26 protein-coding genes and 1 tRNA gene are annotated in these 26,443 nt (G+C 39.5%); 9 read left to right on the top strand and 18 right to left on the bottom strand.

All coding sequences use genetic code 11. The annotated features are described in order from the left end of the window. Positions 1 to 134 precede the first annotated feature (134 nt). Genes FJ709_RS08685 through FJ709_RS08675 form a run of 3 tightly spaced genes read right to left on the bottom strand, consistent with a single transcriptional unit; the run spans position 135 to position 1,950 of the window. On the bottom strand, positions 135 to 1,184 hold the full coding sequence (locus FJ709_RS08685) for a Na+/H+ antiporter NhaA (RefSeq protein WP_226415511.1): 1,050 nt from the start codon (positions 1,182 to 1,184) through the stop codon (positions 135 to 137). 58 nt (positions 1,185 to 1,242) lie between these two features. After that, positions 1,243 to 1,530 carry a ferritin-like domain-containing protein gene (locus tag FJ709_RS08680; RefSeq protein ID WP_226415508.1) on the bottom strand — a complete coding sequence of 96 codons (288 nt, stop codon included), beginning with the start codon at positions 1,528 to 1,530 and terminating at the stop codon, positions 1,243 to 1,245. A gap of 36 nt (positions 1,531 to 1,566) precedes the next feature. After that, positions 1,567 to 1,950, bottom strand: coding sequence for a DUF302 domain-containing protein (locus FJ709_RS08675; protein ID WP_226415506.1), 384 nt, complete (start codon positions 1,948 to 1,950; stop codon positions 1,567 to 1,569). A 491-nt stretch (positions 1,951 to 2,441) separates the two neighbouring features. Between FJ709_RS08675 and FJ709_RS08670 the strand changes: the two genes are divergently transcribed. Together FJ709_RS08670 and FJ709_RS08665 are read left to right on the top strand one after the other, a co-directional pair. Further along, positions 2,442 to 3,188 (top strand): transporter substrate-binding domain-containing protein, encoded by a 747-nt coding sequence (locus FJ709_RS08670; protein ID WP_226415503.1) that lies wholly within the window; start codon positions 2,442 to 2,444, stop codon positions 3,186 to 3,188. Between the two features lie 65 nt (positions 3,189 to 3,253). After that, positions 3,254 to 5,263 (top strand): putative bifunctional diguanylate cyclase/phosphodiesterase, encoded by a 2,010-nt coding sequence (locus FJ709_RS08665; protein ID WP_226415500.1) that lies wholly within the window; start codon positions 3,254 to 3,256, stop codon positions 5,261 to 5,263. 392 nt (positions 5,264 to 5,655) lie between these two features. Here FJ709_RS08665 and FJ709_RS08660 read toward each other — a convergent pair whose 3' ends face one another. The 10 genes from FJ709_RS08660 to FJ709_RS08610 form a co-directional block, all read right to left on the bottom strand. After that, a complete protein-coding gene (locus FJ709_RS08660; protein ID WP_226415498.1) occupies positions 5,656 to 6,708 on the bottom strand; it encodes a protein-glutamate methylesterase/protein-glutamine glutaminase in 1,053 nt (350 codons plus the stop codon). After that, complete coding sequence (cheD, locus tag FJ709_RS08655) at positions 6,701 to 7,321, bottom strand: chemoreceptor glutamine deamidase CheD (protein ID WP_226415496.1); 621 nt, start codon at positions 7,319 to 7,321, stop codon at positions 6,701 to 6,703. Before cheD ends, FJ709_RS08660 begins: the two co-directional genes overlap by 8 nt. A gap of 2 nt (positions 7,322 to 7,323) precedes the next feature. Continuing rightward, the gene (locus FJ709_RS08650; protein WP_226415494.1) at positions 7,324 to 8,160 is read right to left on the bottom strand and encodes a CheR family methyltransferase; all 837 of its coding nucleotides are present in this window, start codon (positions 8,158 to 8,160) and stop codon (positions 7,324 to 7,326) included. A gap of 83 nt (positions 8,161 to 8,243) precedes the next feature. After that, positions 8,244 to 10,568: a methyl-accepting chemotaxis protein gene (locus tag FJ709_RS08645; RefSeq protein WP_319002912.1), complete on the bottom strand. Its 2,325-nt coding sequence runs from the start codon at positions 10,566 to 10,568 to the stop codon at positions 8,244 to 8,246. A gap of 5 nt (positions 10,569 to 10,573) precedes the next feature. Beyond that, on the bottom strand, positions 10,574 to 11,077 hold the full coding sequence (locus FJ709_RS08635) for a chemotaxis protein CheW (protein ID WP_226415492.1): 504 nt from the start codon (positions 11,075 to 11,077) through the stop codon (positions 10,574 to 10,576). After that, positions 11,067 to 13,034 (bottom strand): chemotaxis protein CheA, encoded by a 1,968-nt coding sequence (locus tag FJ709_RS08630; protein WP_226415490.1) that lies wholly within the window; start codon positions 13,032 to 13,034, stop codon positions 11,067 to 11,069. The genes FJ709_RS08635 and FJ709_RS08630 overlap by 11 nt, the downstream gene beginning before the upstream one ends. Positions 13,035 to 13,062: 28 nt before the next feature. After that, the gene (locus tag FJ709_RS08625) at positions 13,063 to 13,428 is read right to left on the bottom strand and encodes a response regulator (RefSeq protein WP_226415488.1); all 366 of its coding nucleotides are present in this window, start codon (positions 13,426 to 13,428) and stop codon (positions 13,063 to 13,065) included. Continuing rightward, positions 13,425 to 15,119: a fused response regulator/phosphatase gene (locus FJ709_RS08620; RefSeq protein ID WP_226415486.1), complete on the bottom strand. Its 1,695-nt coding sequence runs from the start codon at positions 15,117 to 15,119 to the stop codon at positions 13,425 to 13,427. The genes FJ709_RS08625 and FJ709_RS08620 overlap by 4 nt, the downstream gene beginning before the upstream one ends. Beyond that, complete coding sequence (locus tag FJ709_RS08615; protein WP_226415485.1) at positions 15,106 to 15,390, bottom strand: STAS domain-containing protein; 285 nt, start codon at positions 15,388 to 15,390, stop codon at positions 15,106 to 15,108. Before FJ709_RS08615 ends, FJ709_RS08620 begins: the two co-directional genes overlap by 14 nt. Before the next feature lie 42 nt (positions 15,391 to 15,432). After that, a complete protein-coding gene (locus FJ709_RS08610) occupies positions 15,433 to 16,605 on the bottom strand; it encodes a methyl-accepting chemotaxis protein (protein WP_226415483.1) in 1,173 nt (390 codons plus the stop codon). A 688-nt stretch (positions 16,606 to 17,293) separates the two neighbouring features. Here FJ709_RS08610 and FJ709_RS08605 point away from each other — a divergent pair. Further along, positions 17,294 to 17,713 carry a BLUF domain-containing protein gene (locus tag FJ709_RS08605; protein ID WP_226415481.1) on the top strand — a complete coding sequence of 140 codons (420 nt, stop codon included), beginning with the start codon at positions 17,294 to 17,296 and terminating at the stop codon, positions 17,711 to 17,713. Positions 17,714 to 18,123: 410 nt separating this feature from the next. Here the strand turns inward: FJ709_RS08605 and FJ709_RS08600 are convergent. Further along, positions 18,124 to 18,213 (bottom strand) — tRNA-Ser (locus tag FJ709_RS08600). 89 nt (positions 18,214 to 18,302) lie between these two features. Next, entirely contained in the window at positions 18,303 to 19,571 is a 1,269-nt protein-coding gene (gene punC, locus FJ709_RS08595; protein ID WP_226415479.1) for a purine nucleoside transporter PunC, read from the bottom strand. A 113-nt stretch (positions 19,572 to 19,684) separates the two neighbouring features. Between punC and punR the strand changes: the two genes are divergently transcribed. From punR to FJ709_RS08565, 6 genes are all read left to right on the top strand, one after another. Next, positions 19,685 to 20,587, top strand: coding sequence for a DNA-binding transcriptional activator PunR (gene punR, locus FJ709_RS08590; RefSeq protein ID WP_226415477.1), 903 nt, complete (start codon positions 19,685 to 19,687; stop codon positions 20,585 to 20,587). 420 nt (positions 20,588 to 21,007) lie between these two features. Continuing rightward, positions 21,008 to 21,667, top strand: a complete 660-nt coding sequence (locus FJ709_RS08585) for a Bax inhibitor-1/YccA family protein (protein ID WP_226415474.1) — start codon at positions 21,008 to 21,010, stop codon at positions 21,665 to 21,667. A 58-nt stretch (positions 21,668 to 21,725) separates the two neighbouring features. Then, positions 21,726 to 22,115, top strand: a complete 390-nt coding sequence (tusD, locus tag FJ709_RS08580) for a sulfurtransferase complex subunit TusD (protein ID WP_226415471.1) — start codon at positions 21,726 to 21,728, stop codon at positions 22,113 to 22,115. A 12-nt stretch (positions 22,116 to 22,127) separates the two neighbouring features. Further along, the gene (tusC, locus tag FJ709_RS08575; protein WP_226415469.1) at positions 22,128 to 22,484 is read left to right on the top strand and encodes a sulfurtransferase complex subunit TusC; all 357 of its coding nucleotides are present in this window, start codon (positions 22,128 to 22,130) and stop codon (positions 22,482 to 22,484) included. Beyond that, on the top strand, positions 22,481 to 22,777 hold the full coding sequence (gene tusB, locus FJ709_RS08570) for a sulfurtransferase complex subunit TusB (RefSeq protein ID WP_226415467.1): 297 nt from the start codon (positions 22,481 to 22,483) through the stop codon (positions 22,775 to 22,777). The genes tusC and tusB overlap by 4 nt, the downstream gene beginning before the upstream one ends. A gap of 17 nt (positions 22,778 to 22,794) precedes the next feature. After that, on the top strand, positions 22,795 to 23,124 hold the full coding sequence (locus FJ709_RS08565) for a TusE/DsrC/DsvC family sulfur relay protein (protein ID WP_226415904.1): 330 nt from the start codon (positions 22,795 to 22,797) through the stop codon (positions 23,122 to 23,124). 97 nt (positions 23,125 to 23,221) lie between these two features. Here FJ709_RS08565 and lolE read toward each other — a convergent pair whose 3' ends face one another. The 3 genes from lolE to FJ709_RS08550 are packed head-to-tail and all read right to left on the bottom strand — an operon-like array spanning position 23,222 to position 26,422. After that, complete coding sequence (gene lolE / locus FJ709_RS08560) at positions 23,222 to 24,463, bottom strand: lipoprotein-releasing ABC transporter permease subunit LolE (protein WP_226415465.1); 1,242 nt, start codon at positions 24,461 to 24,463, stop codon at positions 23,222 to 23,224. Further along, positions 24,456 to 25,178, bottom strand: a complete 723-nt coding sequence (gene lolD, locus FJ709_RS08555) for a lipoprotein-releasing ABC transporter ATP-binding protein LolD (protein WP_226415463.1) — start codon at positions 25,176 to 25,178, stop codon at positions 24,456 to 24,458. The genes lolE and lolD overlap by 8 nt, the downstream gene beginning before the upstream one ends. Beyond that, positions 25,178 to 26,422, bottom strand: coding sequence for a lipoprotein-releasing ABC transporter permease subunit (locus FJ709_RS08550; RefSeq protein WP_226415461.1), 1,245 nt, complete (start codon positions 26,420 to 26,422; stop codon positions 25,178 to 25,180). Before FJ709_RS08550 ends, lolD begins: the two co-directional genes overlap by 1 nt. Between the last annotated feature and the right edge of the window lie 21 nt (positions 26,423 to 26,443).

The following is a 26,443-nucleotide window of genomic DNA, read 5'->3' as shown; positions in this document are numbered from 1 at the left end:
CTGAGCAAGGCACATTAAATCCTCTCGATTTAATAAACTCTGTTATATTGATAACAAGATTACTTAATTATTATTAAATATCAAATAAAAACAATTGGATAGGAAATACCATAGCTATTAGTGAATGACTCACTTTAATATATAAAAAGGTTATCAATGATTAACCCAAATGAGTTCACGCTGAAGGGAACGCCCGCATTGGTAAGCACAAATAAGGGTAAGATAAATAACGCCACGGGTAACTCCAGCGCATCTTCCCAGCGACGTGGTGGTGTACTGGCACGTTCTGCTAAGTCACGCATATCTAACACCTGTTCATGGGCTTCGCGACTGCCGAGAACATCGACTGAAACTGATTTTTTCTGCATTGACTTGATCGTAGACTTAGCTTTAACCAATTGTTTCTCCGATGTTAATTTTGGACGAGCTGGTACAGTCAAAGCGATAGCGACACCGGCAAACGTAGGGTGAACACCCGATTTAAGCATCATCCACCAGGCTGCGACGCCAAAAATAATATAAAAGTAGGGTTGACGTATCCCTGCGTAATTGCCCAGTGCTAAAAATGCAATCAGTGCAAATGCGCTTAATAGATGCAAGATAGATAAATCTTGAGTGTAAAATATTGCAATTACTAATATTGCACCTACATCGTCCACAATCGCGAGGCCGACGAGAAAAGCCAATAGACTGGTGGGGATGTATTTTCTTACGGTAGTGAGCACTCCTAAGGCGAACGCGGTATCGGTTGCCATGGGTATGCCCCAGCCAACCAGTGAATCATGTGACCAGTTGAACAACGCATAGATTACCGCTGGACAAACCATTCCACCGATGGCGCAAAGAATTAACATGCGTCGATTTTCTGGACGAGCTAGATCGCCGGCAAGGACTTCTCGTTTAATCTCAAGTCCGAGAAAGAAGAAAAATATCACCATAAACCCATCATTAATGATCTGGTTTAGGGACGCCTCCAGTTTATAATCACCCAGAAAAAATCCAATCGATGTATGTGTCAGGTTCTGGTAACTAGAGTAATACTCTGAGTTAGCCCACCATAGGGCAATGATAGTCGCAAGCAGAAGAAACCAGCTAGTGGTAGCCTGCGCACGAATAAAACTAGAAAAAGGATCCTGTATATTTTCAAGTCCACGTTGCAACGCATTTTTGGAGTCATCAGTCATGTTGTTAATCCTCTGTGCACCGTATACCTAGAAACCCTCGGCGACCTGATGATGTATTTTATTTGTGTGCAATTGGCTTATCAGTAAACAGGTAATCTTTTAACTTCTTATCAAAAGTTGAGTCTTGTCTTCTGATCCATTCCAGCAACATGGCGGCATGCTCTTTCTCTTCATCGCGATTGTGCGCAAGAATTTCCTTTAATTCTGTATCTTTACAGGCATCAACTCTTTGGTTGTACCAGTCAACGGCTTCAAGCTCTTCCATAAGTGATGTAATCGCCCTGTGCATATTTCTGGTGTCATCTTTTAGCTCACCTATTGGTTCGTGATAGCCTTCATTCGACATGCTTATCTCCTCGAGGAATGTTCAAATACGGTATAACTACTTAGCTGCGTCGACTATCATGATCATCTTTTGTTCAACATCTTTAGCAATGGCGGCTAACGCAGTATCTTGCGACAATGCCGACAGCATTTGCTCAGGCTTTATCAAACCAATTAATGTTTTTCCTTGCTCAGTAAATACCGAGATCCGGCAGGGTAAGGCCATATTTAAACGCATATCAATAGCCAACACCTTTGCTGCCTGCATAGGATTACACACTTCAAAAACCTTACAATCTTCAGTGAAATCAATCCCCTTACTCCGTAAAGTCATCCCGAGATCGTGAATATATAAAACACCAAAATCATGACTTTTTACAGCCTCGTCGAGATCATTCGATACTTGTTCAAATGATTTATTTGTTTCTACTATGTAGTACATTCATTCATCCTTTAAGCGAATTAATTTATCGTTTCGTCTACCCTAAGGTACCGTCCCCATCATCAACCGAAGTATAGTTTTTGTCTGTACGCTGCCGAACATTCCTTAAAGGTTCGGTAAGCTGTTGAGATGGTTTCCTGTAAAAATAAATTAGCAATCAATAGCCACAAAATGACCGATTAGCTAAATTCAACGCAGCAAAAAAGCTCGATATCAATCAAGTGGAAAATAGTTTTGTGGGGTTAAGTGTTCATTAAATGTCATGCTGCACTTATTGCTGGCAAGTTACAGGCTAATATCACTTTTCTAATTAATGCCTACTAAGCCATAACAGACAAACAGCGACAAACAGCGACAAACGTAAATAACATAAATAATATAAATAACTTATAGTAAATATAAGGGTCACTGCACTTTAGGCAATTGCATATCATATATAGTGAGCTAAACTCTGAACAGAGTCTTAATACTTATCCTATTTGAGAGTAAATATGGTCAAATTATCCTTATCCCTCGTTTTTTCACTGATGATCTCCAACCCTGTATTTAGTCAATCTAAAGAAATTGTTGCCTCTTTTGGGGAGTCCTTACCTCCGTGGGTAATTGAAGAGGGTCCCACCGGAATACTGGTCAACTTGTTGCAAGATTGCCTAGAACCTGCAGGTTATAAACTGACGCCAAAAACACTGCCTTACGCAAGACGAATTGCTGAGTATCTGACAGATCAGGTTAGTGTGGTGACAGATATCAATGAAAAAACCATTGCTGAAAGAGGACTTAAAGGCTATTACACTGGCGATATCTACGCCTATGAAAACTTTCTTTTTTCTCTTTCAGAAAGGGCACTTAAGGTCAATAAAATAGCTGATCTTGCTGAATACTCATTAATTTCATGGCAGGGAGCAATTGCACATATTGGCGGTGAGTACGCTGCAATGGCAACGCAGAATAGAAAATATAGTGAAACTCATAATCAAAAAACTCAGCTAAGAATGTTATTCAGTAAAAGGGTCGACTTTATTCAAATGGATGGACAAATCTATCAATTTTATCGACAACAATTGTTAAATGACAACGAATTTGACGAGACAGTTGCGGTGGATAAATCCCCCCTATTTGGAAAGAGTCCCAATGGTTTTCTATTTAAATCAGAAGCGGCAAGAGATGCTTGCGTGACTAACTTAAAGCTGATTAAAGAGGAAAACAAATATAAGGAAATTTTATATTTTGGCGACTAGCTTAAAAATCCACATTCGTTGTTTATTTTTCTTAAGCCATATGATCTTTTAGGGTACAGAGACTGATGATCATCATAGATTATTTAAAGAAATCGTTAGCGCTAACACAAGCCTTAATCGCTTTAGTGCTAAGTATTCTCATTGCTCTGTTAGTCAGTGGATACTCGCTTAGCTTGCATCTGTCAGACCAAAGAGATAAAGCCTTTAGTTTGGCTCAAGAGATCCTTACCGCTGCTGAAGGTGGCGCTACCAATGCGGCTTGGACTTTAGATCCTGCTCTTGCCGAACAAATTGTAGCGAGTATAACGGCTCTGGGCATGGTTCAAGATGCGGTACTTATTGGTGAAACTGGAAATATTATTGCCGCCGACAGAACAACCGTTCAGGAAAGCAAACCTTCGATTGCATGGATCACTGCTAACTTTATCGGCGACGAAATTCTCGGTGAAAGAAAACTCTATATTGAACTGAATAACGAAAAACGCCAAGTGGGCTTACTCTCAATAAAATTAAATCCCACCCCTCTTGCCCAACAGTTTTTAACCTTTGCCGGCAGCGTAATCATTACAGGTCTGCTGCAGGCCGTTATCATTGCTTTGGTCTTATTATGGTTATCTTCATGGCTACTGAGTTCACCTTTGCGGCGAGTAACTCAGTCCATATCAAAAATTGACCCTGAAAATCCAGATCCAAGAACACTGGAGAGCTTAACTATCCATGCTGAGAATGAAATGGGACAGCTGGTTAATCATATCGAGCAAATGTTAAAAGGTCTGATTAATGCTCAAGTACAGCTTAGAAATCTAGCAACGAGAGATCCACTGACAAAAATACTCAACCGAACACTCATAGCCGACCGATTATCGCAAGCAATTGTCACCGCCAAACGAACCAAGACTAAAGTGGCTGTTTTATTTATTGATATGGACAGGTTTAAAACGATCAACGACTCTTTAGGTCATGATGTCGGCGACACTCTTCTTATTGAAGTGGCTAACAGATTATTAAAAGTACTTAGAAGTAGCGATTCCGTCGGACGTTTAGGCGGAGATGAGTTTCTGGTTGTGATTGAAGGAAATAACGAGCTAAGCGAATTAATGTATGTGGTTCAGCGAATTGATGAGGCATTAACACGGCCCTATTTTTTGGCTGACCGGGAAATTCGTACTTCAGGTAGCATTGGGATTTCTATTTATCCCGATAACGGAGAAGATACAAATCAACTAATGCGCTGCGCTGACTTGGCCATGTATAAAGCAAAAGGGAGTGGTAAACATTGGCACTTCTTCGCGAAAGAAATGAGCGATAAAGTCGAAGCAAGATTAAATATCGAAGCCGCGCTAAATTATGCGGTTGAGCGTGAAGAGTTTCATTTGAATTATCAGCCAAAAATAAACTCTGAAACGGGCAAGTTAGTAGGCTGCGAAGCGTTAATACGTTGGAATAATAATCCTGAAGATGTTTCAGTAGAAGGCTTTATTAAAATTGCTGAGGAAAATGGATCAATTATCGCAATTGGAGACTGGGTATTAGAAACCGCTTGTCAGCAAATAAAACGCTGGGAGAAAGAGTATGGTGGAATATGCGTTGCGATCAACGTTTCTGCTCGACAGATTCAAGAAGACAATTACGTTGAACATGTACTCTCAGTGATTAAAAAACATGATGTTAACCCTAAACTGCTTGAGCTGGAAATTACCGAAACTGTATTGATGAAAGCTCTCGATAAAAGTTTTATTGCCTTAAAAAAATTACGCCAGCATGGGATAAATATTTCAATTGATGACTTTGGCACCGGTTACTGTTCACTTTCTTACCTATCTCGTTTACCTGTCGATACACTCAAAATCGATCGTTCTTTTGTCTCAGGAGACCAACCATCCACTGCCGTTTTAGAAATGATTGTTGCAATGGCTAAAGCTCTAGATTTAAAAACGATTGCTGAAGGGGTCGAAACCAAAGAACAGAAAGATTGGCTCGTTAGAGAGGGTTGCGATTATTTACAAGGCTATTTAATCAGTAAACCTATTTCAAGCAAAGAGCTCGAAGAAAAATTCTTAGTTAACCTCAATTAAATATCTGCCAGTCTCATAATAAATATCAAAGATAATCGCCAGCTCAATAATACGAGCATCTACTACACACTCGCGTCGATGTTCAAAATATTACCTGTTGATGTATCAAGACAACAAAGAAAAGCCTTACGTACCACCCGCGAACAGCATTGATAGTAAGCCGTATCTTCTAAGCTAACGGTATTTTTTCTGGTCTGGCTATGTTCAATATGCTGAAAAAATTGTGATGTTGAGGGTGTTTTGTGCAAAGGTAATGAAACAAGTGTCGGAAGCACTCACGAGGACAAGAGCATAAACATTCTTGAACAAAGGCTTGTTAAATTATCTGAGCTTAACCTCATTATTACCTTTTACTGACATAAAAAATTAACAAAAATAAGTAATGAAGATAATCAAATCCTATATTCTTTTCCTAGTCGGTTAATTATTTGCACAATTTGAGAAGGGATATCCTGCAAGCTTAAAATCATCTGCGCGGCTCCTAAGTCAATTGCAGCTTTAGGCATTCCAAATATAACTGAGCTTGCTTCATCCTGTGCGATAGTAATACCATCAGAGTTCAGCAGTTCCAACATTCCGGCAGCACCATCTTTACCCATACCAGTTAAAATAACACCTAAGACATTGCTACCTGCTGTTTGCGCTAAAGATTGAAACATCACATCAACTGAAGGCCGGTGACCGCTAACTCGCTCACCATCAGACAGTTTAATCCGATAATCAGCACCACTGCGAACAACAAGTAAGTGCTTATCGCCTGGCGCTAAATAAGCACAGCCAGGGATCAATCTTTCACCATCCTGAGCTTCTTTCACATGTATCGCACTAATATTGTCGAGGTGTTCGGCAAAGGTTTTAGTAAACCCTGGAGGCATATGTTGGGTAATAACAATGGCTGGACTGTCGATAGGCATTTCAGCAAGTAATGATTTTAGTGCAACAGTTCCTCCTGTTGAGGCTCCAATAGCAATAATTTTCTCACTTGTTTTAAATTTAAATGCAGTATTTACTGTATTTTTTTTGATAACTTTAGGCTGAACCTTTGCCTTAGCAACAGAGCGTATCTTAGCAACAATTTCGCTACGATAGGCCTCCATGCTATTAGCAATATCCAATTTAGGTTTGGGAAAAAAATCAACGGCGCCAATTTCTAAAGCTTTGAGAGTCACCTCAGCACCCTGCTCTGTTAAACTAGAAACCATTAACACAGGAGTTGGTCTGGCTTTCATTAAACGGTCTAGAAAAGTTAAACCATCAACCTTAGGCATTTCGACATCTAATGTAATCACATCAGGACTAAAGGTGATAACCATATCTTTTGCTACAAAAGCATCTGGAGCGGCACCAACTAATGTAAAATCTGGCTCAGCTCGAATAATCTCACTCAATAAGCTCCGAATAAGGGCTGAATCATCAACTACTAATACTTTTATTTGTCTAGTCATCAAATAGCTCCACATCACCACTCATAGCTTGTGAACGTAACTTAAACTTGTACTCACTTTCACGGTCTAAAATTGTAGTGTTATGCATAGTTTTAATTTTTCTAACCAGTACCCGTCCCGTATCTGGGAAAAAATAAACTTTACGGGGGTAAACATCAAGTAGGTCAGAAGCTATTATTGGAATATGTTCCATTCTTAAATAATCTTGCACAAATTCAGCGTTACGTTCACCAATATTAACAGTCATAAACCCTTGCAGCACATTACCGCCGCCAAACACCTTAGCCTCAAGCCGATTTTTACTTGCACCGAGCTTGAGTAAATGGTTAATCAGTATTTCCATCGCATAAACTCCATAGCGAGCAGACTCAGAAGTCCCACCACCTTGTGGGTAGTTATCCTGTGGTAGTAAGAAGTGATTCATACCGGCAATTCCTAGGACAGGATCTCGTAAACACACTGATACACAGGATCCTAAAACTGTCACAATAAGGGTATTTTGTGTTGTAGCAAAATACTCTCCGGGAGAAATTTTTACTGCTTCAGAATTAAAATACCGGTCATAATATCGATTAGGAGCAAGGTTCGAATTATTAACATCAAAGTTTAACAAGCTTACCTCACAGAGTGATTTGGGTAATAAGTTGTGTTGCCAGCAGATCTAACCAGATGAGTAGCATTATTAAAGGTTTCAGAATGCCCTGCTACATAAAGACCATCAGCAGGTAATAATTTAACCATCCTTTCTAATACCTTTAACTGAGTCGAACGGTCAAAATAAATCATTACATTGCGACAAAAAATAATGTCAATTGGCTCCCTTAATGACCATTCAGATTTGAGTAAGTTAATCTGTCTAAATTCAACCATTTTCTGTAACTCTGGTACGACTTTAACCATACCAGTAAATGCTCCTTTTCCTTTAAAAAAAAATTGTTTTTTACGTTCCTCTGCTAAAGAATTTATTCTATCGATTGAATAGATCCCTGCTTTAGCTTTTTGCAATACCTGACTATCTACATCAGAAGCAATAATTTTAATTGGCACATCAAACATAGCAAAGGTTTCAGCAACCACCATTGCTATAGAATAGGGTTCCTCCCCTGTACTACTGGCGGCACACCAAATCGTTCGTGTTTTAGGATGTGCTATTAAGTACTTTTTAAGAATGTCAAAATGATGTGGTTCACGAAAAAATGAAGTCAAGTTTGTAGTTAGCGCATTAATGAAATGTTCTTCTTCACAAGGATGAGTATTAAGATGATGCAGATATTGCGAAAAACCTTGCAGTTTTAACGACCTAACCCTGCGGGCTAAACGGCTATAAACCATCGAGTCTTTACTATCTGCTAAGCGAATTCCTGTTAATTGATATAACAAGGTTCTCACTGAATCAAAATCAGCTTTTGCAAAACTGAACTCTCTATTATCCCAGCCTTCAGAGCTTGTCATTATAATATCCTAGTATAGACGTATCATAACCCTCACCGGATAGGTGAGGGCTTCAATCATTTTATTACTTAATACTTATATGGCTAAAAACTCTCCCATTCGTCATCTTTAGGTTGTGATGGTTTGATGGCATTTCTTTTTGGTAATGTGTTCTTAGCGTGAGAAATCATCTTTGTTTTGGGTGCCGAATGTGGTAAAGATGCTTGCACATGTTGATAATTATCGTCTAGTTTAAATTGGCCAACATTAGTCGCTAATTGTGCCGCTTGAGATAGCAAACTCTCAGCTGCTGCGGCTGCTTCTTCAACCAAAGCAGCATTTTGCTGTGTCATTTCATCCATTTGACTCACAGCTTTACCTACTTCATCAAGACCGGTCGCTTGCTCACTTGAAGCCGCGGCAATTTCGGCCATGATGTCGTTGACACGTTTAATCGATGTCACGATTTCTTTCATCGTATCACCAGACTTTCCGACTAATTCATTGCCGTTATTAATCTTACCGACAGAGTCAGAAATCAATGCTTTAATATCTTTAGCTGCGTTTGCTGATCGCTGCGCTAATGTTCTTACTTCAGATGCAACGACAGCAAACCCTCGACCTTGCTCCCCAGCTCGCGCAGCTTCTACTGCAGCATTCAATGCTAGAATATTAGTTTGGAAAGCGATCCCATCAATAACACCGATAATGTCAGCGATTTTTTGTGATGACTCGTTAATAGATGCCATTGTAACGACAACTTGATCGATTAAATTTCCTCCGTTAATAGCAACTTCAGAAGCTTTAGCTGAAAGCGTATTAGCTTGTCTTGCATTATCAGCATTTTGACGCACGGTCCCTGTAAGTTCTTCCATGCTCGATGCAGTTTCTTCGAGGCTGGATGCTTGCTGTTCAGTACGACTAGATAAATCAGTATTACCTTGTGATATTTCACTTGAAGCCGTTTTAATAGTATCTGCGGCGGTACGAATTTCACCTAACATCTGCGATAGATTCTGGGAGGTTTGATTACAACCATTTTTAAGTAACTCAAACGAACCTTGGTAATCAGCGGTTACACGCTCAGTTAAGTCTCCTTCGGAAATGGATTTAAGCACTCGATTAATGTCATTTAAACCACTTTCAGTGACCCTAAGTAGCGAATTTAATCCCTCAGATAATTTCAAGAAAAATCCATTTTTTCCTTCGGTCGAAATTAAACTGGTAAAATCACCCTCTGCTGCTGCTTGTACAGCAGTATTCACTTCAGACTCAACAAACACCTCTTGAGTACGATCTAACCACTCTACAACTGAGCCTAATCTTGTGCCATCATTGGCAAAAATAGGGTTAGCAACCAAGCGAAAATGACGGCTTCCAACAACAATATTTGCGGTATATGTTTTAGTTAAATTGGCTAGAAGGTGCATTTGATGAGCAGGGTTCTTATGGAAAATATCTATATTACTGCCAACAACCTTTTCAACAGAAAAGTGAGGAAGCTCTTTTCTTAAATCAGACTCAGCAATGCGAAGCATGTTTTCAACTGATTTATTCATATAGGTGATATTACGATCAATATCGGCAATCATTACATTCGTTGTAGTGGTTTCTAATGCACCTAAAATTCGGCTTAATTCATGCTCGGAAGCGACCTCTTTCGTGCGGTCAATCCACTCCACTACTGTGCCTAATCGATTACGCTTTGTATCAAAAATTGGATTAGCAATTAACCGAAAGCTTCGACCAGCAACAACAATATTTCCTACATAAGTTTTGTCTAACGCTGCAAGCAATCTGCGTTGATGCGATGGTTCTTTGTGAAAAATATCAATATTACTGCCAATGACGGAACTAACAGAAAAATGCGGAAGGGCTTTTCTAAGATCGCTTTCAGCTTCCCTAAGCATCCGTTCAACAGCTTGATTCATATATATAACGTTGAGGTCATTATCCGCAACCATTACATTTGAAGATGTTGCTTCTAATGCTGAGGTTACTCTTAATGAAAGTAATTCATGCTTTTTCTGCTCTGTAATATCGTGCCACTCTACTGATGTACCAAGAGATACCCCCTTCTCATCACGAAGTGGATTAAGCACCAGTTTGAAACAACGCACACCGACATTGATTGAAGCCGTATGAGTTTGGGACAGCTGAGAAACAATATTTTTTTGGTGTTGAGGTTGTTTGTGAAAAATATCAATATTACTCCCAATCAGAGAAGATACTGAAAATTGGGGTAATTCTTTACGAATGTCATCCTGTGCTGCGGTCAATAAATTAACTACTGCTCTATTCGCATAAACGATAACTCGTTCGGGGTCTGCAATCATAAAACAAGTGCTGCTATTGTCTAAAGCCAAACTAGCGCGGGTTAACGATTGTTGTTGCTGTCCATTATTTTCAAACCAAGATCTGATACCCATATTTATCACTCCGATGGCAATGCTGTAGAATCGAATAACCCCAGCTCTTGGCTGGAAATCAATTTTTCAATGTTAAGTAAAATAATCATTTGTTCATTAACTGGTGCTAATCCAAATAAATACTGGCTGTCAAAGGCTACACCAAACTCTGGAGGCGGTTTAATATCTGAAGCCTGCATATTAATGACATCAGACACTGCATCTACCACTATGCCAACAATGCGATTATTAATATGAAGCATGATGACAATAGTAAATTCGTTATAGGAAGCCTCACCAACATCGAATTTAAGTCTTAAATCAACAATCGGAACAATATCACCACGCAAATTCAATACCCCTTTAATAAAGGCTGGGGCATTAGCAATTTTCGTAACTGGTTCATACCCCCTAATTTCACGTACCTTCATGATATCTAAACCGTAATGTTCATCACCTAAAATAAAGGTTAAATACTCATGTGCGGTGCTATCTTGACTATCTGCATCTTTTTTTTGTTCAGTTATCATACTTAACCCTTTGCTTTAAAGATTCATTGATTTTCAAAGCCAATGATTCTGCATCCAATATCAATGCAACACTGCCATCTCCCATAATAGTCGCTCCAGCAACGCCTTGTACTCGGCGATAATGTTGTTCCAAACTCTTAATGACAGCTTGTTGCTGCCCAATTAGCTCGTCAACAAGCAAGGCAAAGCGCGTGTTATTAGTTTCAACTAACACTAAAATACCTTCAGTTGCTAACCTAGACTGGGGCTCTAAATCCATAACCTGATATAAATTTACAATTGGCCAATAAGCGTCACGTAAATCCAAAACTTGTTCATTACCAATAAACTTTAATTGAGAACTTTTTGGTTGTACGGATTCAATAATATTTACCAGTGGAATAATAAATATTTGCCCACCAACGGAGATAGACATTCCATCAAGGATAGCTAAAGTGAGAGGCAAGCGGATTTGAAAAGAAGAACCGCGACCCTTTTCAGAGAGTATTTCTAGCCGGCCGCCCATAGACTCTATATTACGTTTCACAACGTCCATACCAACGCCACGACCCGAAACATCAGTGACTTGTTCCGCGGTTGAAAATCCCGCAGACATGATTAATTGCCAAACCTGTTGATCGGTTGGATTTTCAGGCACATCTACATTATTTTCAAAAGCTTTAGCGAGAATACGATCACGATTGAGCCCTGCACCGTCATCTAATACTGAGATCAAGATGTTACCCCCCTTCTGTTCAGCTTTGAGGGTGAGTACGCCGGTTTCGGGTTTACCATTAGCAATCCTGATTTCAGGCAATTCAATGCCATGATCTAGACTGTTGCGCACCAGATGCGTCAATGGATCCACCAACAGTTCAATTAAGCCTTTATCTATTTCGGTTTGGCCACCTACAATAGTTAAATCGATTTTCTTATTAAGCTTTTTAGATAAATCTCTGACAACCCTAGGAAACCGATTAAAAACAAAAGACATAGGCAACATCCTAATCGACATGATGCCCTCCTGAAGTTCTCGTGTATTCCGTTCAAGTTCGGCTAATGCTGAGCGTAGTTTTTCACTTGCAAGGCCGGTTATCTCGTCACCAATAAGATTCAGCATAGATTGCGTAATAACTAATTCGCCAACCAAATTAACTAAACTGTCGATTTTTGCTATGTCGACTCTAATGCTGCTACTTTCACTTGCTTCAGCCTTCGCTTTGGTATCTTTGTTAGATTTTGAAAGGGACGTAGATTTAGCATGTTGTGCAAGACTGGATACTGAGGTAATCGAATCGTCTGTCGTATCGTGAAGAACTGATGCCTCTAATTCAGGCTCCTCATCATTGGACACCTTTTGTATAGATGAATTTGAGTCTGGTAAATTATCGTCTAAATCAACAAAAAATCCAAAACCGTCCTCTATATCAGCGGTGCTTTCATCAACTATAGGTTCAAAGAATCCAAAACCATCGTCAGTGTCATCATTTACTTGCGCCATGATTTCGGAAGTATTGCTTTTACTTGAGGAATTAAGTGGCTTAAAAAAACCAAAGCCATTTTCATCATCTTGCGACTCTGCGTGACTATCTGGTTCTAAAATAACTTCTAAAGATGCGGTGGTAGAATTAACTAAAGCCCATTCGATTTCGGTACTATCAGCATAGCTTTTTAACAGCTTACGAAGAGTATCAACAGCCATTAATAATTCATCTATGATATGCACTGAAAAATTAAATTTACCTTGTCGAGCTTTGTCAAAAAGACTCTCCATAACATGGGTAACAGTAATTAGCGCATCAAAGCTAAACATGCCACTACCGCCTTTTATCGAATGTGCAGCACGAAAAATACTGTTTAACTCTTCGATATCTGGCGAACTTGGATCAAGGGCTAGTAATAGGTGCTCCATCTCATCAAGATGCTCTTGGCTTTCTTCGATAAAGACACCATGAAATTGACTCATATCCATTGACATAATGTTACCAACTATTAAATAAGAGGACTTATCCCAACACTTTAGAAGCTACTTGCAGAAGCTTATCTGGATCAAATGGTTTAACCATCCAGCCAGTTGCCCCAGCCGCTCTCCCACGAGCCTTCATTTCATCGCTTGCTTCGGTAGTTAATACCACAATAGGTTTAGTCCGATATGCAGGTAAACCTCGTAATGATTTAATTAATGTTAGTCCATCCATACGTGGCATGTTTTGGTCTGTTAATACGAAGTCAAAATTTTTGATTTTACATAAATCAAAGGCCTCTTGACCATCAGAAGCCAATGTCACCTGGTAATTGGCTGATTTAAGTGTTGCCTCAACCATTTGACGAATTGAAGCAGAATCATCGACAACTAAAATGCTTTTACTCATAGTTTATGTTTTCCAACTAATACCACCCTTACAGCATTTCCAGGGGGTATAATTTCAAGGGTTTCAGCTAAGTGCTTAATTAAAGTTAAGCCTCTGCCGTAGCTTTTAGACAAATTACTCGGTTCTATATCGTTTTTAAAAAAACCATGGCCACTATCTTCGATATATATTTCTAAGCGCTGTAAGTGGCTTTGCCACTGAACTTTTAATATAATTTTATTTTCATTAGATAAGTGATTTACTCTTTCCATTTTTTCTTCATAAAAAGTTAAAAAGCCATTCTCTTGTGACTTAATTTCACTATTTAACTCGAGTACACCATGTTCAAATGCATTAATATATAACTCAGATAACACGGTAAAAATTTTGTTAACAAAAGACAACGGTAATTGCTTAGCTAATAATTCACACAAGTGTCCTGGAATATCCAACAAATCGATTGCTGCACCCTGTAATGTGTGTTCAATAAAAAATGCACTCTCTTGAACAGCAGTTAATTCATCATCTTCTATAAAAGACTGCAAAATATCGTGAGTATCAATTAGCACAACAGAAATATCGTCTGGTGGCGATTCACATTCAACATTAAAATGCTGTTTCACACCTTCCAGAGGTTCTCCAGGTAACTTTAGTAACGAAACCAGATCATCTACGGTTAACATTTTTCCTTTATTAGATGGGGTTTCGATAACACCATCACTGAAAAGAATTACCCTTTGGTTATCTTGTAAATCAATACGTTCTGAATTAACACTAAATTGATTATCGGACAAAATACCCAATGCCATATTCTCAGGTTTTATCTGCTTAATTATTTGGTACTGCTCATTGACTATGATTACTGGCGGCATACCTCCATTCCAAATATCAATAGTTTTATTGTTCGGTTTAAAATGAATAATAACTGCCGCCACAAAACGATCATCTGGCAAAAAATAATTTAGCTTATTATTGAGTTCAAAAACAATATTACACAGCGGTAAGCCTTTTTCTGTCATGGCCCCAAATGCCTGCATTATTGGCATAAGCGACACTGCGGCGGCTAAGCCATGCCCCATTGCATCGGCTAACATCACATAATGACTGCCGTCTGGACCATTACAGTGGATAACGCCGTCGCCACTGAATAATGATGAAGGTTTAATCCAATAGTTTATCGCTGGTATATCTAAATGAATTTTTCCATGCATGGCGCCAAATAAATGTTTAGCCAGCACTTGCTCCTGCAATTGTGAATCCCGCCAAACATTTATTGCAACACGTTGATTGTTGTTAATTTTTTCCAAATGGCGCTGGTGGATTGACCTTTTAATTTTTAGCCATAATAAATCCATCTTGACTGGCTTTAATGCAATATCGTCAATATCTTGTTTGAATGCTTCAACAAAAAAATCGGTATCACTATTGGCACTAACAATAATAATAGCCGCCATAGGTAAGTGTTCTTTCAGCTGAGAGACAAACTTAATCCCTTCACCGTCGGGTAAATGATTATCCAGTAACACCAATTCATAATTAAATCGTGGTCTATAAACTTCTTTTTTTGCTTTTTCTATTGATGTACATACGGCTACTTTTATTCCTTTTTCCATAAAGAATTGTTTGTACATCAAAATACAAACAGGATTATCCTCAATAATCAATACTGATATAGGTGGGCGACTGTCGTGAAACAGTTCAAATGAAGACATAAAGTTTAGTCATTTTTGCGATTTCTAGGATTTCCAAAGCACCACCATGAGCGCCTTTAATGAGCAGTTTCGCACGAACACCTTTTTCATTTTTCTTTGATAATAAAACTAACATTCCTAGCGCAGAACTGTCTAAATAGTTCACCTGAGAGAAGTCTAATTGAATTTCTTTAATACCCGCTTGTCCAACTAATGACTCAACCTCTTGGTTGAAGGTTTTGTGGTAACTAAAATCAAAACGGTTTGGTAACCTAACACTATAATTATCCAAAGTACTTTTCCTCAATGGTATTTCATTGTAGATATCTGTTTTCTAGAAGAAATCTATGTCACCACTTGCCATAGAACTGGCTGAAACAGGGTTATGTTTTTGAATTCTAAATTGTACAAGGCTTTCATTACACCCTTGCATCTTAGCCTCATCTTCCATACCACCAGGTTCCATCAATATATTTAATTGTCTGTTAACTTCGGCTAACTGTTCAGCGGTATAAGACAGGTTTTGTGCGTTAATATCACCAAATTGCAGCCCTCGCATCGCGTCATTCAAAGACTGTTGTAATATTTGGTTATGTTCATCAAGAGCTGAAGTATGCTTTCGATTGCCTGTTGCGTTTTCCATTAATTTATCGATAGCAATGTGGACATTTTTTTTCGATTGCATCACATAAGTAACATCTTGTGAGGCGACGCCACCTATATCAGCAGTTAAAGTTTCAATTTGCACTGCCATATTTTTTAGTTTTTGTTGGATCTGATTACTAAAACCCGCTGACCGAGTAGAAAGCGACCTAACCTCATCTGCTACCACGGCAAATCCGCGCCCAGCCTCGCCTGCACGTGCAGCCTCAATTGCCGCATTAAGTGCAAGTAAGTTGGTTTGTGATGCTATTTGATCAATATCTTTCATCGCCTTCATAACATCAGGAACCATGGTATTAATTCGACCGACTTTTTCGACTAGCTCCATTGAAGATGCTGACATATTGACTGTTGTTTCAACAAACTGTTCAAGAGTTTTACTGGTTTCTTGAGCAAATGAAGTCAACCAACTATTCCCATGCTCATCGTTTTCAGCTTCTAGCAACTGCATTACGCGATCTTGTTGTAGCTCTGCCAACTCTTTTAATCGAGAAAAGGAAGTAACAAGCGTTTCAATAGCATCCGATTGCACATTATTTACATCGTCAACATTTTGTTTGCATTCGAGTAGGGTTGATTTTAATGTGTCCAGAAATTGTTGTTGTAATTGGTCGACATCATTTGTGAGGGTAGTTTTCTCTGCCGTAGTATCGTTATTAACAGTGGAGCTAGTCGTTATCAATTTTAGTGCAAAACCGCCAGATAGAGCGCAGATAAGCACTGCGATAAACAAGGCAACCACTACTGGCACCCAATTCATCAATAACCAAGAAATGCTAAAAGCGATAAATGAGCCTATCGCTAAAGCTATAAATGGTGATGACATAAAATGCTTTTTTTTCAAGAGGCTGTCCTTAATTTCTTTTAATATTAAAAGAATAGACAATAACTTCTTAACTGCAAATTTTATTTATAGAATATTTATTCTTATATACATAGCTCTGATGATTTTCAAAAATGATGGTGTGGCTAAAAAAAGGGATTTAAATTTTAGGGATGAAAAACGCAGTGCGAAGGTTGGTTAAAGATCATTTATTATATTAATATACAGACACTTACTTCCTTGACCAAGGTGTTCCTCTCAACAAAACCTACGAGTTTGTAGCGGTTCAAGGTATTAAATTATGCTTTCTAAGATGTATTCGAGAAAGATAACCTATTCTTTATAAAAATTATAATTGCTCATGTCATTTTGTCTTAGCAGACATACAAACGTACTATTTTGGTCGTTTTTATTTTCATTCAGCTCATTTAGCAAAAAGCTTATGTTCAAAAGCGATTGCTTTATCGCACTGGGTTTCGTGGTACATAATGTGCTCTCAATAAACTAAAAAAGAGTATTAGAATACTCTATAATTCAGTTCGTTGAACTGGCTTTTTAAATGCTCAACATTCTTACACCACCACGCCAAATAAAACATCCATAGCTGCAAGAGTGCTATAGAAACGGTTTTATTCATGGCTATTACATAGCTTTTTGTAATAGTTCTATTATATTTAATTTAACCTTTTCCTAGTTACAAGAGATTAGTATGTTTCTAACTCGTTTAATCTACGTAAGTACAGTGACAGATTTTATTAACGAATCGTCTTTAGAGGACATACTCAAAAAAGCACGTTTGCATAATGCTAAAAATGGTATGACTGGAATACTCTGCTTTAATAATAATTATTTTATTCAATGCATCGAAGGTAGTAGAGAAAGCGTTAATGAGACTTATAATAAAATTGTAACCGATACACGCCATTCCAACATTGTGATTATTGAATATTGCGAGATATATTCAAGAGAGTTTAGCTCTTGGGATATGGCATATGTGCCTGCAACTAAAAATATGGGGCCCATTAATTTAAAATTTTCAACCTCAACAGAATTCAATCCTTATAACATACCGGGTTCAGCAGCTTTTCAGATGCTTTTAGAGCTTCGAAACAGTCTTATTTCTGCTTAACTTTTAGCAACAGCCAATAAGAGAGACAGATAAAATCATTAGTCTAGGTTTGATGAACTATGGTGTTGAAGGCTTAGAAAAGGCTACTACCCTGTCACGAATCAGTAGCGAGACTTTTCATCAAAAGGAAAGTCTTTATTGCATAGCGACCAGGCTAAACAGATCCGTGTGAAGTACACGTTATTGAGTGCTTTGCTAATGTAAACAGCAAGTACATTGTCTGAGCCAATCCTTATGGATAGCCACTCAAATCCCAAAAACGACATGCCCATTATTCCTGATGTTACATTTGTCTTGAATCTTGCGGGGGATAGCTTGCTTGTAATAAAGAGGCACCTGGGGTTCAAAGTTTTATCTTTCGCCAAAACAAAAAAGCCTCATCATTTCTGATGAGGCTTTCTCGTTGAATGTGGCGGAGGGATAGGGATTTGAACCCTAGAACGGGATAAACCGTTGCCGGTTTTCAAGACCGGTGCATTCGACCACTCTGCCATCCCTCCGAACGCGGCGAATAATATGACAACCTATTGATGCTGTAAAGTCCTAATTGAAAAAAAATACTCAATTGATTACTTTAAGGTCAAATTGATTAGTCTTCATCCTTTTTAAGGGCTATTCTGGCTGGGTCTGGCATTGTAAAAGAATCAAACCAGCTGTTCCATGAAGAATAACGACTAGTGTAATAGGCGCCAAATACCATCACTGAACAGACTAAAATGCCTAAACCGATTGCCTGCTCACCTGCCCCTGCAAATGCTGCCACAATACTTGATGCGCCAAATGCGACACTGATTTGAATAAAATTCTGTAATCCAGCAGCTTTGGCGGCATCATCTTTAAATGTTTGCAATGCATTGTTCACTACAATCGGGTATATCGCACCATTTGCTGCGGCCATAAAAGCAAACACGATTAATAGTGGATAGATGGTTGTCATCTCGAAAGCGATGGTCAAAATTGAAATCAAGATTGTAGTGGTGAAGAAAATACCTAACTGCACTTTCAATGCGGTTTGACTGCCAAGACGTTTAATGAGTATTTTTCCGCTATAACCACCAACGATAAACATGATAGTTTGTGGAATAAAACTTAAGCCGATCGCAGTTGCATCAAAGCCAAATTTATCCATCACCGCAGGCCACAGGGTTAAGTAAGCAAAGAATGCACCAGAACAAGCAGCAAATATCATCACATTACCCACATAGAATGGATTTGCTAACATTTGCTTGAATGTCATCGCTTTATCTTTATCGGCTTTAATTGCTTCTGCGCTAGGCTTGTCGGCTTTGACAAATATTTGTGTCATCAAAATCAACAAAACACCGAGTAACGCTAAACAAACAAAAATACTCCGCCATCCCCAATACGATAAGAAAAACGCACCGATTAAAGGCGCTATCGCAGGTGATAACGCAACCAGTGGCATAATGTTAGACAATACATGCTGAGATTCTTGTGCATTATACTTTTCAATGACCAAAGCTTGCCAAATTACACTAGCACTGCACACTCCTATAGCTTGAATGAAACGGCCAATATTCATCATCACAATATTATCGCTAACAATGATTAGGCCAGTAGCCGTAATAAATAGCATTAAACCTAATAGCAGTGAATTTCGCTTACCCCATTTTTCAACCAACTTGCCATAAAGCAGTTGACCAAAAGCTAAGCCCGCTAAGAATGTCGTGAGCGACATTGCTACATCCGCAGAGGGTGCATTAAATGAGCCTTCAATTGATTTAAAAGCAGGCAAATACATATCGGTGGCAATAAAACACAACATACTCAGAATGGTTAAATAGAGAAAAAAACTAGCTTTCTCAATAGCACCAGGGGATTGTTGTTGTTTACTCATATCTAATACTCAAATTAATTTTCATTGGAACTAGTTTAATTATTAGAAATTCATCTGTGAAACGTTTATATTTGAACGCAGCCATCAAAAAATATCACAGCAAAGGTTGCCCTATGCTTTCAGAACAAACGTTACACATGATTGATATTGTCGCCCGATTAGGCAGTTTTACTGCGGCGGCAAATGAATTACATAAAGTGCCGTCAGCGGTGAGTTACGCTGTTAAACAAGTAGAGACTGATATTGGCGTAGTGTTATTTGAACGCCACCATAGATCGGTAACCTTAACCCAGCCAGGAGAGCATTTTTTAAAACATGCTCGAGAGTTACTCAGGCAAATGGATGAACTGAAACGTGAAACACAACGAGTTGCCAATGGCTGGCAACCCACTTTGTCGATTGCGTTAGATAATATCGTACGTGCCGATAAAATCAGCTCCTTAATTGCTGATTTTTATCGCCATTTTGATGATGTTGAATTAATTATTCAAATTGAAGTGTTTAATGGTGTGTGGGAGTCTCTGGCGAGTGGCCGCAGTATGGTGGCAATTGGTGCTACAACCGCTATTCCTGTTGGTGGGGTTTATCAATACCGTGATATGAAAGACATTGAATGGGCATTTTTAGTTAGTAAGAACCACCCATTAGCCGCGATTGATAGACCGCTTGAAGACGATGAACTGAGGCAATATCCCGCTATTTGTTTAGAAGATACCTCAAGAGAAATCCCCAAACGCACCACATGGCTTTTAGACAATCAGCGCCGTTTAGTAGTGCCAGATTGGATAAGAGCCATTAATTGTTTTCGCTCTGGCTTAGGCGTGGGCTATATGCCAATTCACCTGGCACAGCCGTTTATTAGCGGTGGAATGTTAATTGAAAAGCAATTAAAAAACTCTAAACCCTCTAGCCCTTGCTGCTTAGCCTGGGATCAAAACCGTATGTCCCCAGCACTGCAATGGGTGTTAGATTATTTAGGTGACACAGAAAAATTACACCGGGAATGGTTAGCTTAGTTTTATTTTATTAGCGTCATTTTATTAGCGTCATTTTGATAACTTAAACGTTTTGCATTTTGTGCTTTACACAAGATCATTTGGATTGTATTTGACATTAATTTTTGGAAACTAATAAGTTGAGTTTTCAGTTTTCGCCCTCATATTTACTGATATAGATATAAATAATGCTAGTGTAATGATAATGCTAGCGTGAAAGTCCGCTAAAAGCGTTATTTTTAATATTGGCTTAAGCTAGCTTGATAACAATGGTGACATGTTAAAATTTAAATGACTTAAATTACTGGTTAACCCTTATTTATGGTGCTAAATCGCTATGTTTACTTTAAGCTGGGTCATCTAAATTAAACGAATTAATCAACTATTTGCGTGTGGTTGTTTATTGTTCAGAATACGCATTTTACTGTCTTGGAGACTGTTATGAATCAACAAACTTTGTCGGGCCATCAAGCTACGACGGTGGAAACAAACAAACTTATCAAAAACACCTATATGCTGTTGTCGATGACTTTGGCATTTGCCGCGGTAATGGCGGGTGTGGCAATGGCGTTAAATATTGGTCCATTCATGTCTATCGGCTTATCATTAGGCAGTATTGTAGTCATGATAGTGACCTTGAAAAAAGCCGATAACGCGTCAGGTTTAGCGTGGATATTTGCTTTCACTGGTATGCAAGGTGCATCACTAGGTTACATTTTAAACCACTATGTCGGTTTAGCAAATGGCCCTGAATTAATCATGCAAGCCTTTGGATTAACCTCAGTTATATTTGTGTCGCTATCAGCTTACGCAATCACCACCAAGAAAGATTTCAGCTTCATGGGTGGCTTTTTGTTTGCAGGTTTATTAGTGGTTATCGGCGCATCACTGATTAACATGTTTGTGGGTAACGGCGTAGCATTTGTGGCTATTCAAGCTGCTGTAGCACTGTTGATGGTAGGCTTAATCCTTTATGATACAAGCCGTATCGTAAACGGTGGCGAAACCAATTATATTCGCGCTACCATTTCGTTATTCTTAAACTTCATCAACTTATTCATGGCGCTACTGCACTTATTAGGCATGAATAACGACGATTAATCGTCATTGACAGTAATTTACGATAAAATGGCCCTAAATTAGGGCCATTTTTTTTATAATGAATAAATTTATTGTACAAGTTAACGGACCAGCCTATGGGTCTACCGCCAGCTTTAGAGCGCTTAAGTTCTGTCAGGCTGCGGTTTCTGCTGGTCATCAAGTGGTAAAAGTCTTTTTTTATCAAGACGGTGTATACAATAGTAATGCCCTTAATTGCCCAGCTTCCGATGAAGTTAACCTACAGCAAATGTGGCTAACCTTCTCACAAGATAATCAAACCGCAATGATAAATTGTGTTTCAGCGGCACTGCGCCGTGGTGTGTTGTCTGAACAAGATGCGCTTGAAAATGCTAAAGCCCATTGGAACAGTAACGATGTATTTGTAATGGGTGGCTTAGGTGAGCTTGTTAGCGGCATAGAACATGCCGATCGCTTAGTGTGCTTTTAAGGACTGACTAAAATGAAACAGATTTGCATTGTATTTCGTCACGCCCCTTATGGCACAACTTATACCCGCGAAGGGATAGATTTTGCCTTACTGAGTGCCAGCTTTGAGCAGCAAGTGTCGTTGATTTTTTGTGATGAAGCTGTGCTGCATTTATTACCTGAACAACACGCTGAACTGGCCGGTAGCAAAGACTACGTATCGGTTTTTAAAGCGTTTGATTTATACGAAATAGAAACCGTATTGGCCTGTGAGCAGTCTCTTAATACAATGGGGTTAACAGTGGATGATTTAGCTATTGATGTGGAGTCAGCAAGCGCTCAAGCGATTACAGCACAATTAGCTTTGGCGGATGAGGTATTGGTATTTTGATTTTACATCACATTCAAACATCAACCACGAGTGATAATGCTTTAAGCCTATGTTTAAGATACATAGCGGCTGATGACAGTATTTTATTGGCGGCTGACGCGGTAAACGCCCTACTCAAGCCGCAATTATTAACGGCTATGCAAAATAATGACGTCTATGTGTTAAGTGATGACATTCAAGCCCGAGGCTTATCAGCAAAAATAGCCAAGCTGCAATATCCTAATATTCACCCGATTGATTACACTGAATTTGTTAATCAAGCACTGCGCCACGCTAAGGTCATCACATGGTAGAAAAGTCATTTGAATTTATGTTTGAGTTTAATGGTCAAGCCATTGAAACCGATAAACAAGGCTATCTTAAAAGAGTGGATGATTGGCAACTTGATATGGCGCCCGTTTTAGCGGCTACTGAAAACATTGCCTTATCTGAAGCGCATTGGGAAGTTGTTCATTTTGTGCGTAACTTCTATTTGGAATATAAAACCAGCCCAGCTATTCGGGTATTAGTGAAAGCCATTGGCCAAAGCTTAGGAGCGGATAAAGGCAACTCTAAGTATCTGTATACCCTATTCCCCGTTGGCCCGGCTAAACAGGCAACAAAAATTGCCGGATTGCCTAAACCCGCTAAATGTCTTTAAGGTGATTTGGAATATTATTTGATAAAAGTGCCTTTAATGTTAAAGGCACTTTTTATGATCTAGCCGTTTACTCGTTTGCAGATATCTGAGCAGTTTATTAGCGACCAGCCAATGCCGCTGCAGGGGCAATTTTAGTGGCTTTCCAAGCGGGATAAATCGTCGCCAACAAGCTCATTACTAGTCCAATAAATACCACAAAAAGTACATCGTGGGTTTGTAATTGTGATGGCAAAAAATCGATAAAATAAATGTCCGAGTCCAACAGCTGGATCCCTAACATTGATTCTAAGCCCTTCGCTATTGCACTTAAATTAACCGCAATCAACATACCTAAAATACCGCCTATCGAACAACCTAATAAGCCGTTTAGTCCGCCTTGCATGATAAAAATAGCCATAATTGCGGAGCGTTTTAATCCCATGGTCATTAAAATTGCAATTTCAGACGCTTTGTCGCGTACAGTCATCACTAACGTCGACACAATATTAAAACAGGCTACGGCGATAACTAACGCCAACACCAAATACATCACCATTCGCACTAATTGTATATCTTGATAAAGGTGACCTTGGGTTCGCGTCCAATCATTTAGGTATAGATATTGTTCCTGCGCATAACCTAAGTCGCGGGTAACGCTAGGGGCGCTAAATACATTATCGACTTGTAATCGAATACCGCTAACGCCATCGCCCATATTCAATAGTTCACTTAAGTATTTTAACGGCACATAGGCTTGTGAGGCTTCAATTTCACCACCTAAATCATACACGCCACTGACCACAAACCGATGACTTTTAGCGGCACTTAAGCGGTTGTTGTTAGCGGCAGGCGTGTACATTGCCAAGGTATCGCCCACCTCTAATTGCAGTTTGTCGAGTAAACTGCGACCCAGCACAATATGATTGTCTGAACCTTGCAAAGACTGCCAGGCACTGTCATTCATATATTGCGCAATGCTTGATACTTGCTGTTCATAATCAACATCAATACCGTTAACCACTATCCCCTGAAAACCACCAGGCTTTTGCACTAATCCCTGCAAGCGCACAAATGGCGCTAAACCGGTAATTTGCGGGATGTTTTTAGCGGTTTCAGCAATGGCTTGCCAATCTTGAATCGGCTCATTCACGCCGACTAATTCGCCGTGTGATATCACCCCAAGTAAACGAGTTTGTAGCTCTTTTTCAAAGCCGTTCATGGCTGACAATACAATTATCAATACCGCCACACCCAAGGCGATACCTGCGGTAGAGGCAAATGAAATAAAACCAATAAAACCATTATTTTGCCGCGCGCGATAAAAACGCCAACCAATTAAAAAGGGTAACCATTTACTCATGGTCACTTCCTAATGACGGGTTATTAACAGCAACCTGTAATACGCCATCTTTCATGGTCAATTGACGGTCCATTTTAGCGGCTAATTTATGGTCGTGCGTTACCACCACAAAGGCTGTACCAAATTGCTGGGCTAGTTCACGGATCAATTGATATACGGTTTCGCCACTGCTGGCATCTAAGTTGCCCGTTGGCTCGTCGGCTAACACTAATTTAGGTTGATTAATTAGCGCACGGGCAATCGCTACACGTTGACGCTCGCCGCCGGATAATTGCGCTGGGATATGCTCCAATCTATGGCCTAAACCAACCCGCTCTAATAACACTTTGGCATTAGCTAACGACTGTTGTTTATCTTTACCTTGAATAAAAGCTGGCATGGCGACATTTTCAATCGCACTAAATTCTGGTAACAAATGATGAAACTGGTAAATAAAGCCTAAATCTTGGTTGCGCAGGCTTGCTTGTCTTGCCGATGATAACTGATAAATATCTTCGCCATCTAACATCACCTTGCCATCACTTGGGGTGTCTAACGTGCCCATAATATGCAGCAAGGTACTTTTGCCCGACCCTGAACTGCCTATTATCGCTAACTGTTCGCCTTTGTAAACCTCAAGATTAACATCAGTAAGCACCTGGGTGGTCACGTCACCATCATGGTAATGCTTGCTAACATGGCTAATGGTTAATAAAACCTGTTTTTTCTGGGTCATTATTCGTATCTCAATGCGGTAGCGGGTTGAACCTGTGCGGCGCGTAACGCTGGGTAAATAGTAGCAATTAGGGTAATCAACAAGGTGCCAACAATAATGATACTTAACTGAGCGAATGATAATTGCACCGGCAGTGTTTGGCCTGCGCCCAGAATAGAGACACCTAAGGTGGTTAAAATCTCATTTAAGTTTAGGGATAAAATAACGCCAATAAGGGTGCCTAATCCTAAGCCTAACAAAGCATTTAGCGAGCCTTGCACGATAAAGATGTTCATTACAGCAGCTGTCGTTAATCCCTGGGTTTTAAGCACTGCTACATCTGTGGTTTTATCAACCACCATCATGACCAATGCTGACACAATATTAAACGCCGCTACCGCCACAATAAGGCTGAGCATTAACGACATCATGTTTTTTTCCATATTTACCGCAGCAAATAAATGGCCAAAGTCAGCACGCCAGTCACGGCTAGTTGCTTCAACACCTTGTTGTTGTAACAGCTTGGTCGTCAATGGCGCGATACTAGCAACATTAAATGGATCCGTTAAATACACTCGCAGCTCAGAAATAACATCAGGGTCTTGGCGCATTAAGCGACGAGCGTCTTGATGATGTATATAGGCAACTGAAGCGTCAACCTGAGCACCCATTTCAAATACTCCGGCCACAGTAAATTTACGCTGACTTGGCACAGGACCTAGCGGTGAATACACCACACCATCACCACTTAAAATGCGAATTTGATCGCCGGTTTTAACCGCTAAGTTTCTAGCGAGTTCGCTACCTAATACAATGGCATAGCTTCCCGGTGTTAAAGCATCAAAGGCGCTTGAATGTGTGTGGGATATAATGCTCGACAAACCTTGTTCAAGCTCAGGGTAAACGCCTAATACTTGCGCAGCGGCGATGTTAGCACTGGATTGCAGCATGCCTTGGGTCGTCGCACTGGGCACAATGCCGACAATGTCATTCTTTAGTTGTTTGTGTTGCTGTAAAAAGGTGGCTTGAGCCTGCCAATCATCAAATTCTGTTTGATGCACTAAGGTCAATTGCGGTACAGCACCTAAAATGCGGTTTTTAAGTTGCCCTTCTAGGCCATTCATTACCGAGCTGACCACAATTAACGCGGCCACACCGAGAAAAATACCAGACACGGCAAACAACGTGATAAATGACGCAAACGCATTGGCTTTACGTGCACGCCAATATCGAAACCCCATAAAAAAAGAAAATCCAAAATTCATATAAAATTTGTCATCCAATGC

The sequence above is a fragment of the Shewanella glacialimarina genome, assembly GCF_020511155.1.
Lineage (GTDB): Bacteria > Pseudomonadota > Gammaproteobacteria > Enterobacterales > Shewanellaceae > Shewanella > Shewanella glacialimarina.
This window is presented reverse-complemented; position numbering and strand designations above follow the sequence as displayed.

Coding starts and splice junctions, on each gene's coding strand:
- FJ709_RS08685 (WP_226415511.1), bottom strand. CDS start 1,184: ATGACTGATGACTCCAAAAATGCGTTGCAACGTGGACTTGAAAATATA.
- FJ709_RS08680 (WP_226415508.1), bottom strand. CDS start 1,530: ATGTCGAATGAAGGCTATCACGAACCAATAGGTGAGCTAAAAGATGAC.
- FJ709_RS08675 (WP_226415506.1), bottom strand. CDS start 1,950: ATGTACTACATAGTAGAAACAAATAAATCATTTGAACAAGTATCGAAT.
- FJ709_RS08670 (WP_226415503.1), top strand. CDS start 2,442: ATGGTCAAATTATCCTTATCCCTCGTTTTTTCACTGATGATCTCCAAC.
- FJ709_RS08665 (WP_226415500.1), top strand. CDS start 3,254: ATGATCATCATAGATTATTTAAAGAAATCGTTAGCGCTAACACAAGCC.
- FJ709_RS08660 (WP_226415498.1), bottom strand. CDS start 6,708: ATGACTAGACAAATAAAAGTATTAGTAGTTGATGATTCAGCCCTTATT.
- FJ709_RS08650 (WP_226415494.1), bottom strand. CDS start 8,160: ATGACAAGCTCTGAAGGCTGGGATAATAGAGAGTTCAGTTTTGCAAAA.
- FJ709_RS08645 (WP_319002912.1), bottom strand. CDS start 10,568: ATGGGTATCAGATCTTGGTTTGAAAATAATGGACAGCAACAACAATCG.
- FJ709_RS08635 (WP_226415492.1), bottom strand. CDS start 11,077: ATGATAACTGAACAAAAAAAAGATGCAGATAGTCAAGATAGCACCGCA.
- FJ709_RS08630 (WP_226415490.1), bottom strand. CDS start 13,034: ATGTCAATGGATATGAGTCAATTTCATGGTGTCTTTATCGAAGAAAGC.
- FJ709_RS08625 (WP_226415488.1), bottom strand. CDS start 13,428: ATGAGTAAAAGCATTTTAGTTGTCGATGATTCTGCTTCAATTCGTCAA.
- FJ709_RS08620 (WP_226415486.1), bottom strand. CDS start 15,119: ATGTCTTCATTTGAACTGTTTCACGACAGTCGCCCACCTATATCAGTA.
- FJ709_RS08605 (WP_226415481.1), top strand. CDS start 17,294: ATGTTTCTAACTCGTTTAATCTACGTAAGTACAGTGACAGATTTTATT.
- punC (WP_226415479.1), bottom strand. CDS start 19,571: ATGAGTAAACAACAACAATCCCCTGGTGCTATTGAGAAAGCTAGTTTT.
- punR (WP_226415477.1), top strand. CDS start 19,685: ATGCTTTCAGAACAAACGTTACACATGATTGATATTGTCGCCCGATTA.
- FJ709_RS08585 (WP_226415474.1), top strand. CDS start 21,008: ATGAATCAACAAACTTTGTCGGGCCATCAAGCTACGACGGTGGAAACA.
- tusD (WP_226415471.1), top strand. CDS start 21,726: ATGAATAAATTTATTGTACAAGTTAACGGACCAGCCTATGGGTCTACC.
- tusC (WP_226415469.1), top strand. CDS start 22,128: ATGAAACAGATTTGCATTGTATTTCGTCACGCCCCTTATGGCACAACT.
- FJ709_RS08565 (WP_226415904.1), top strand. CDS start 22,795: ATGTTTGAGTTTAATGGTCAAGCCATTGAAACCGATAAACAAGGCTAT.
- lolE (WP_226415465.1), bottom strand. CDS start 24,463: ATGAGTAAATGGTTACCCTTTTTAATTGGTTGGCGTTTTTATCGCGCG.
- lolD (WP_226415463.1), bottom strand. CDS start 25,178: ATGACCCAGAAAAAACAGGTTTTATTAACCATTAGCCATGTTAGCAAG.
- FJ709_RS08550 (WP_226415461.1), bottom strand. CDS start 26,422: ATGAATTTTGGATTTTCTTTTTTTATGGGGTTTCGATATTGGCGTGCA.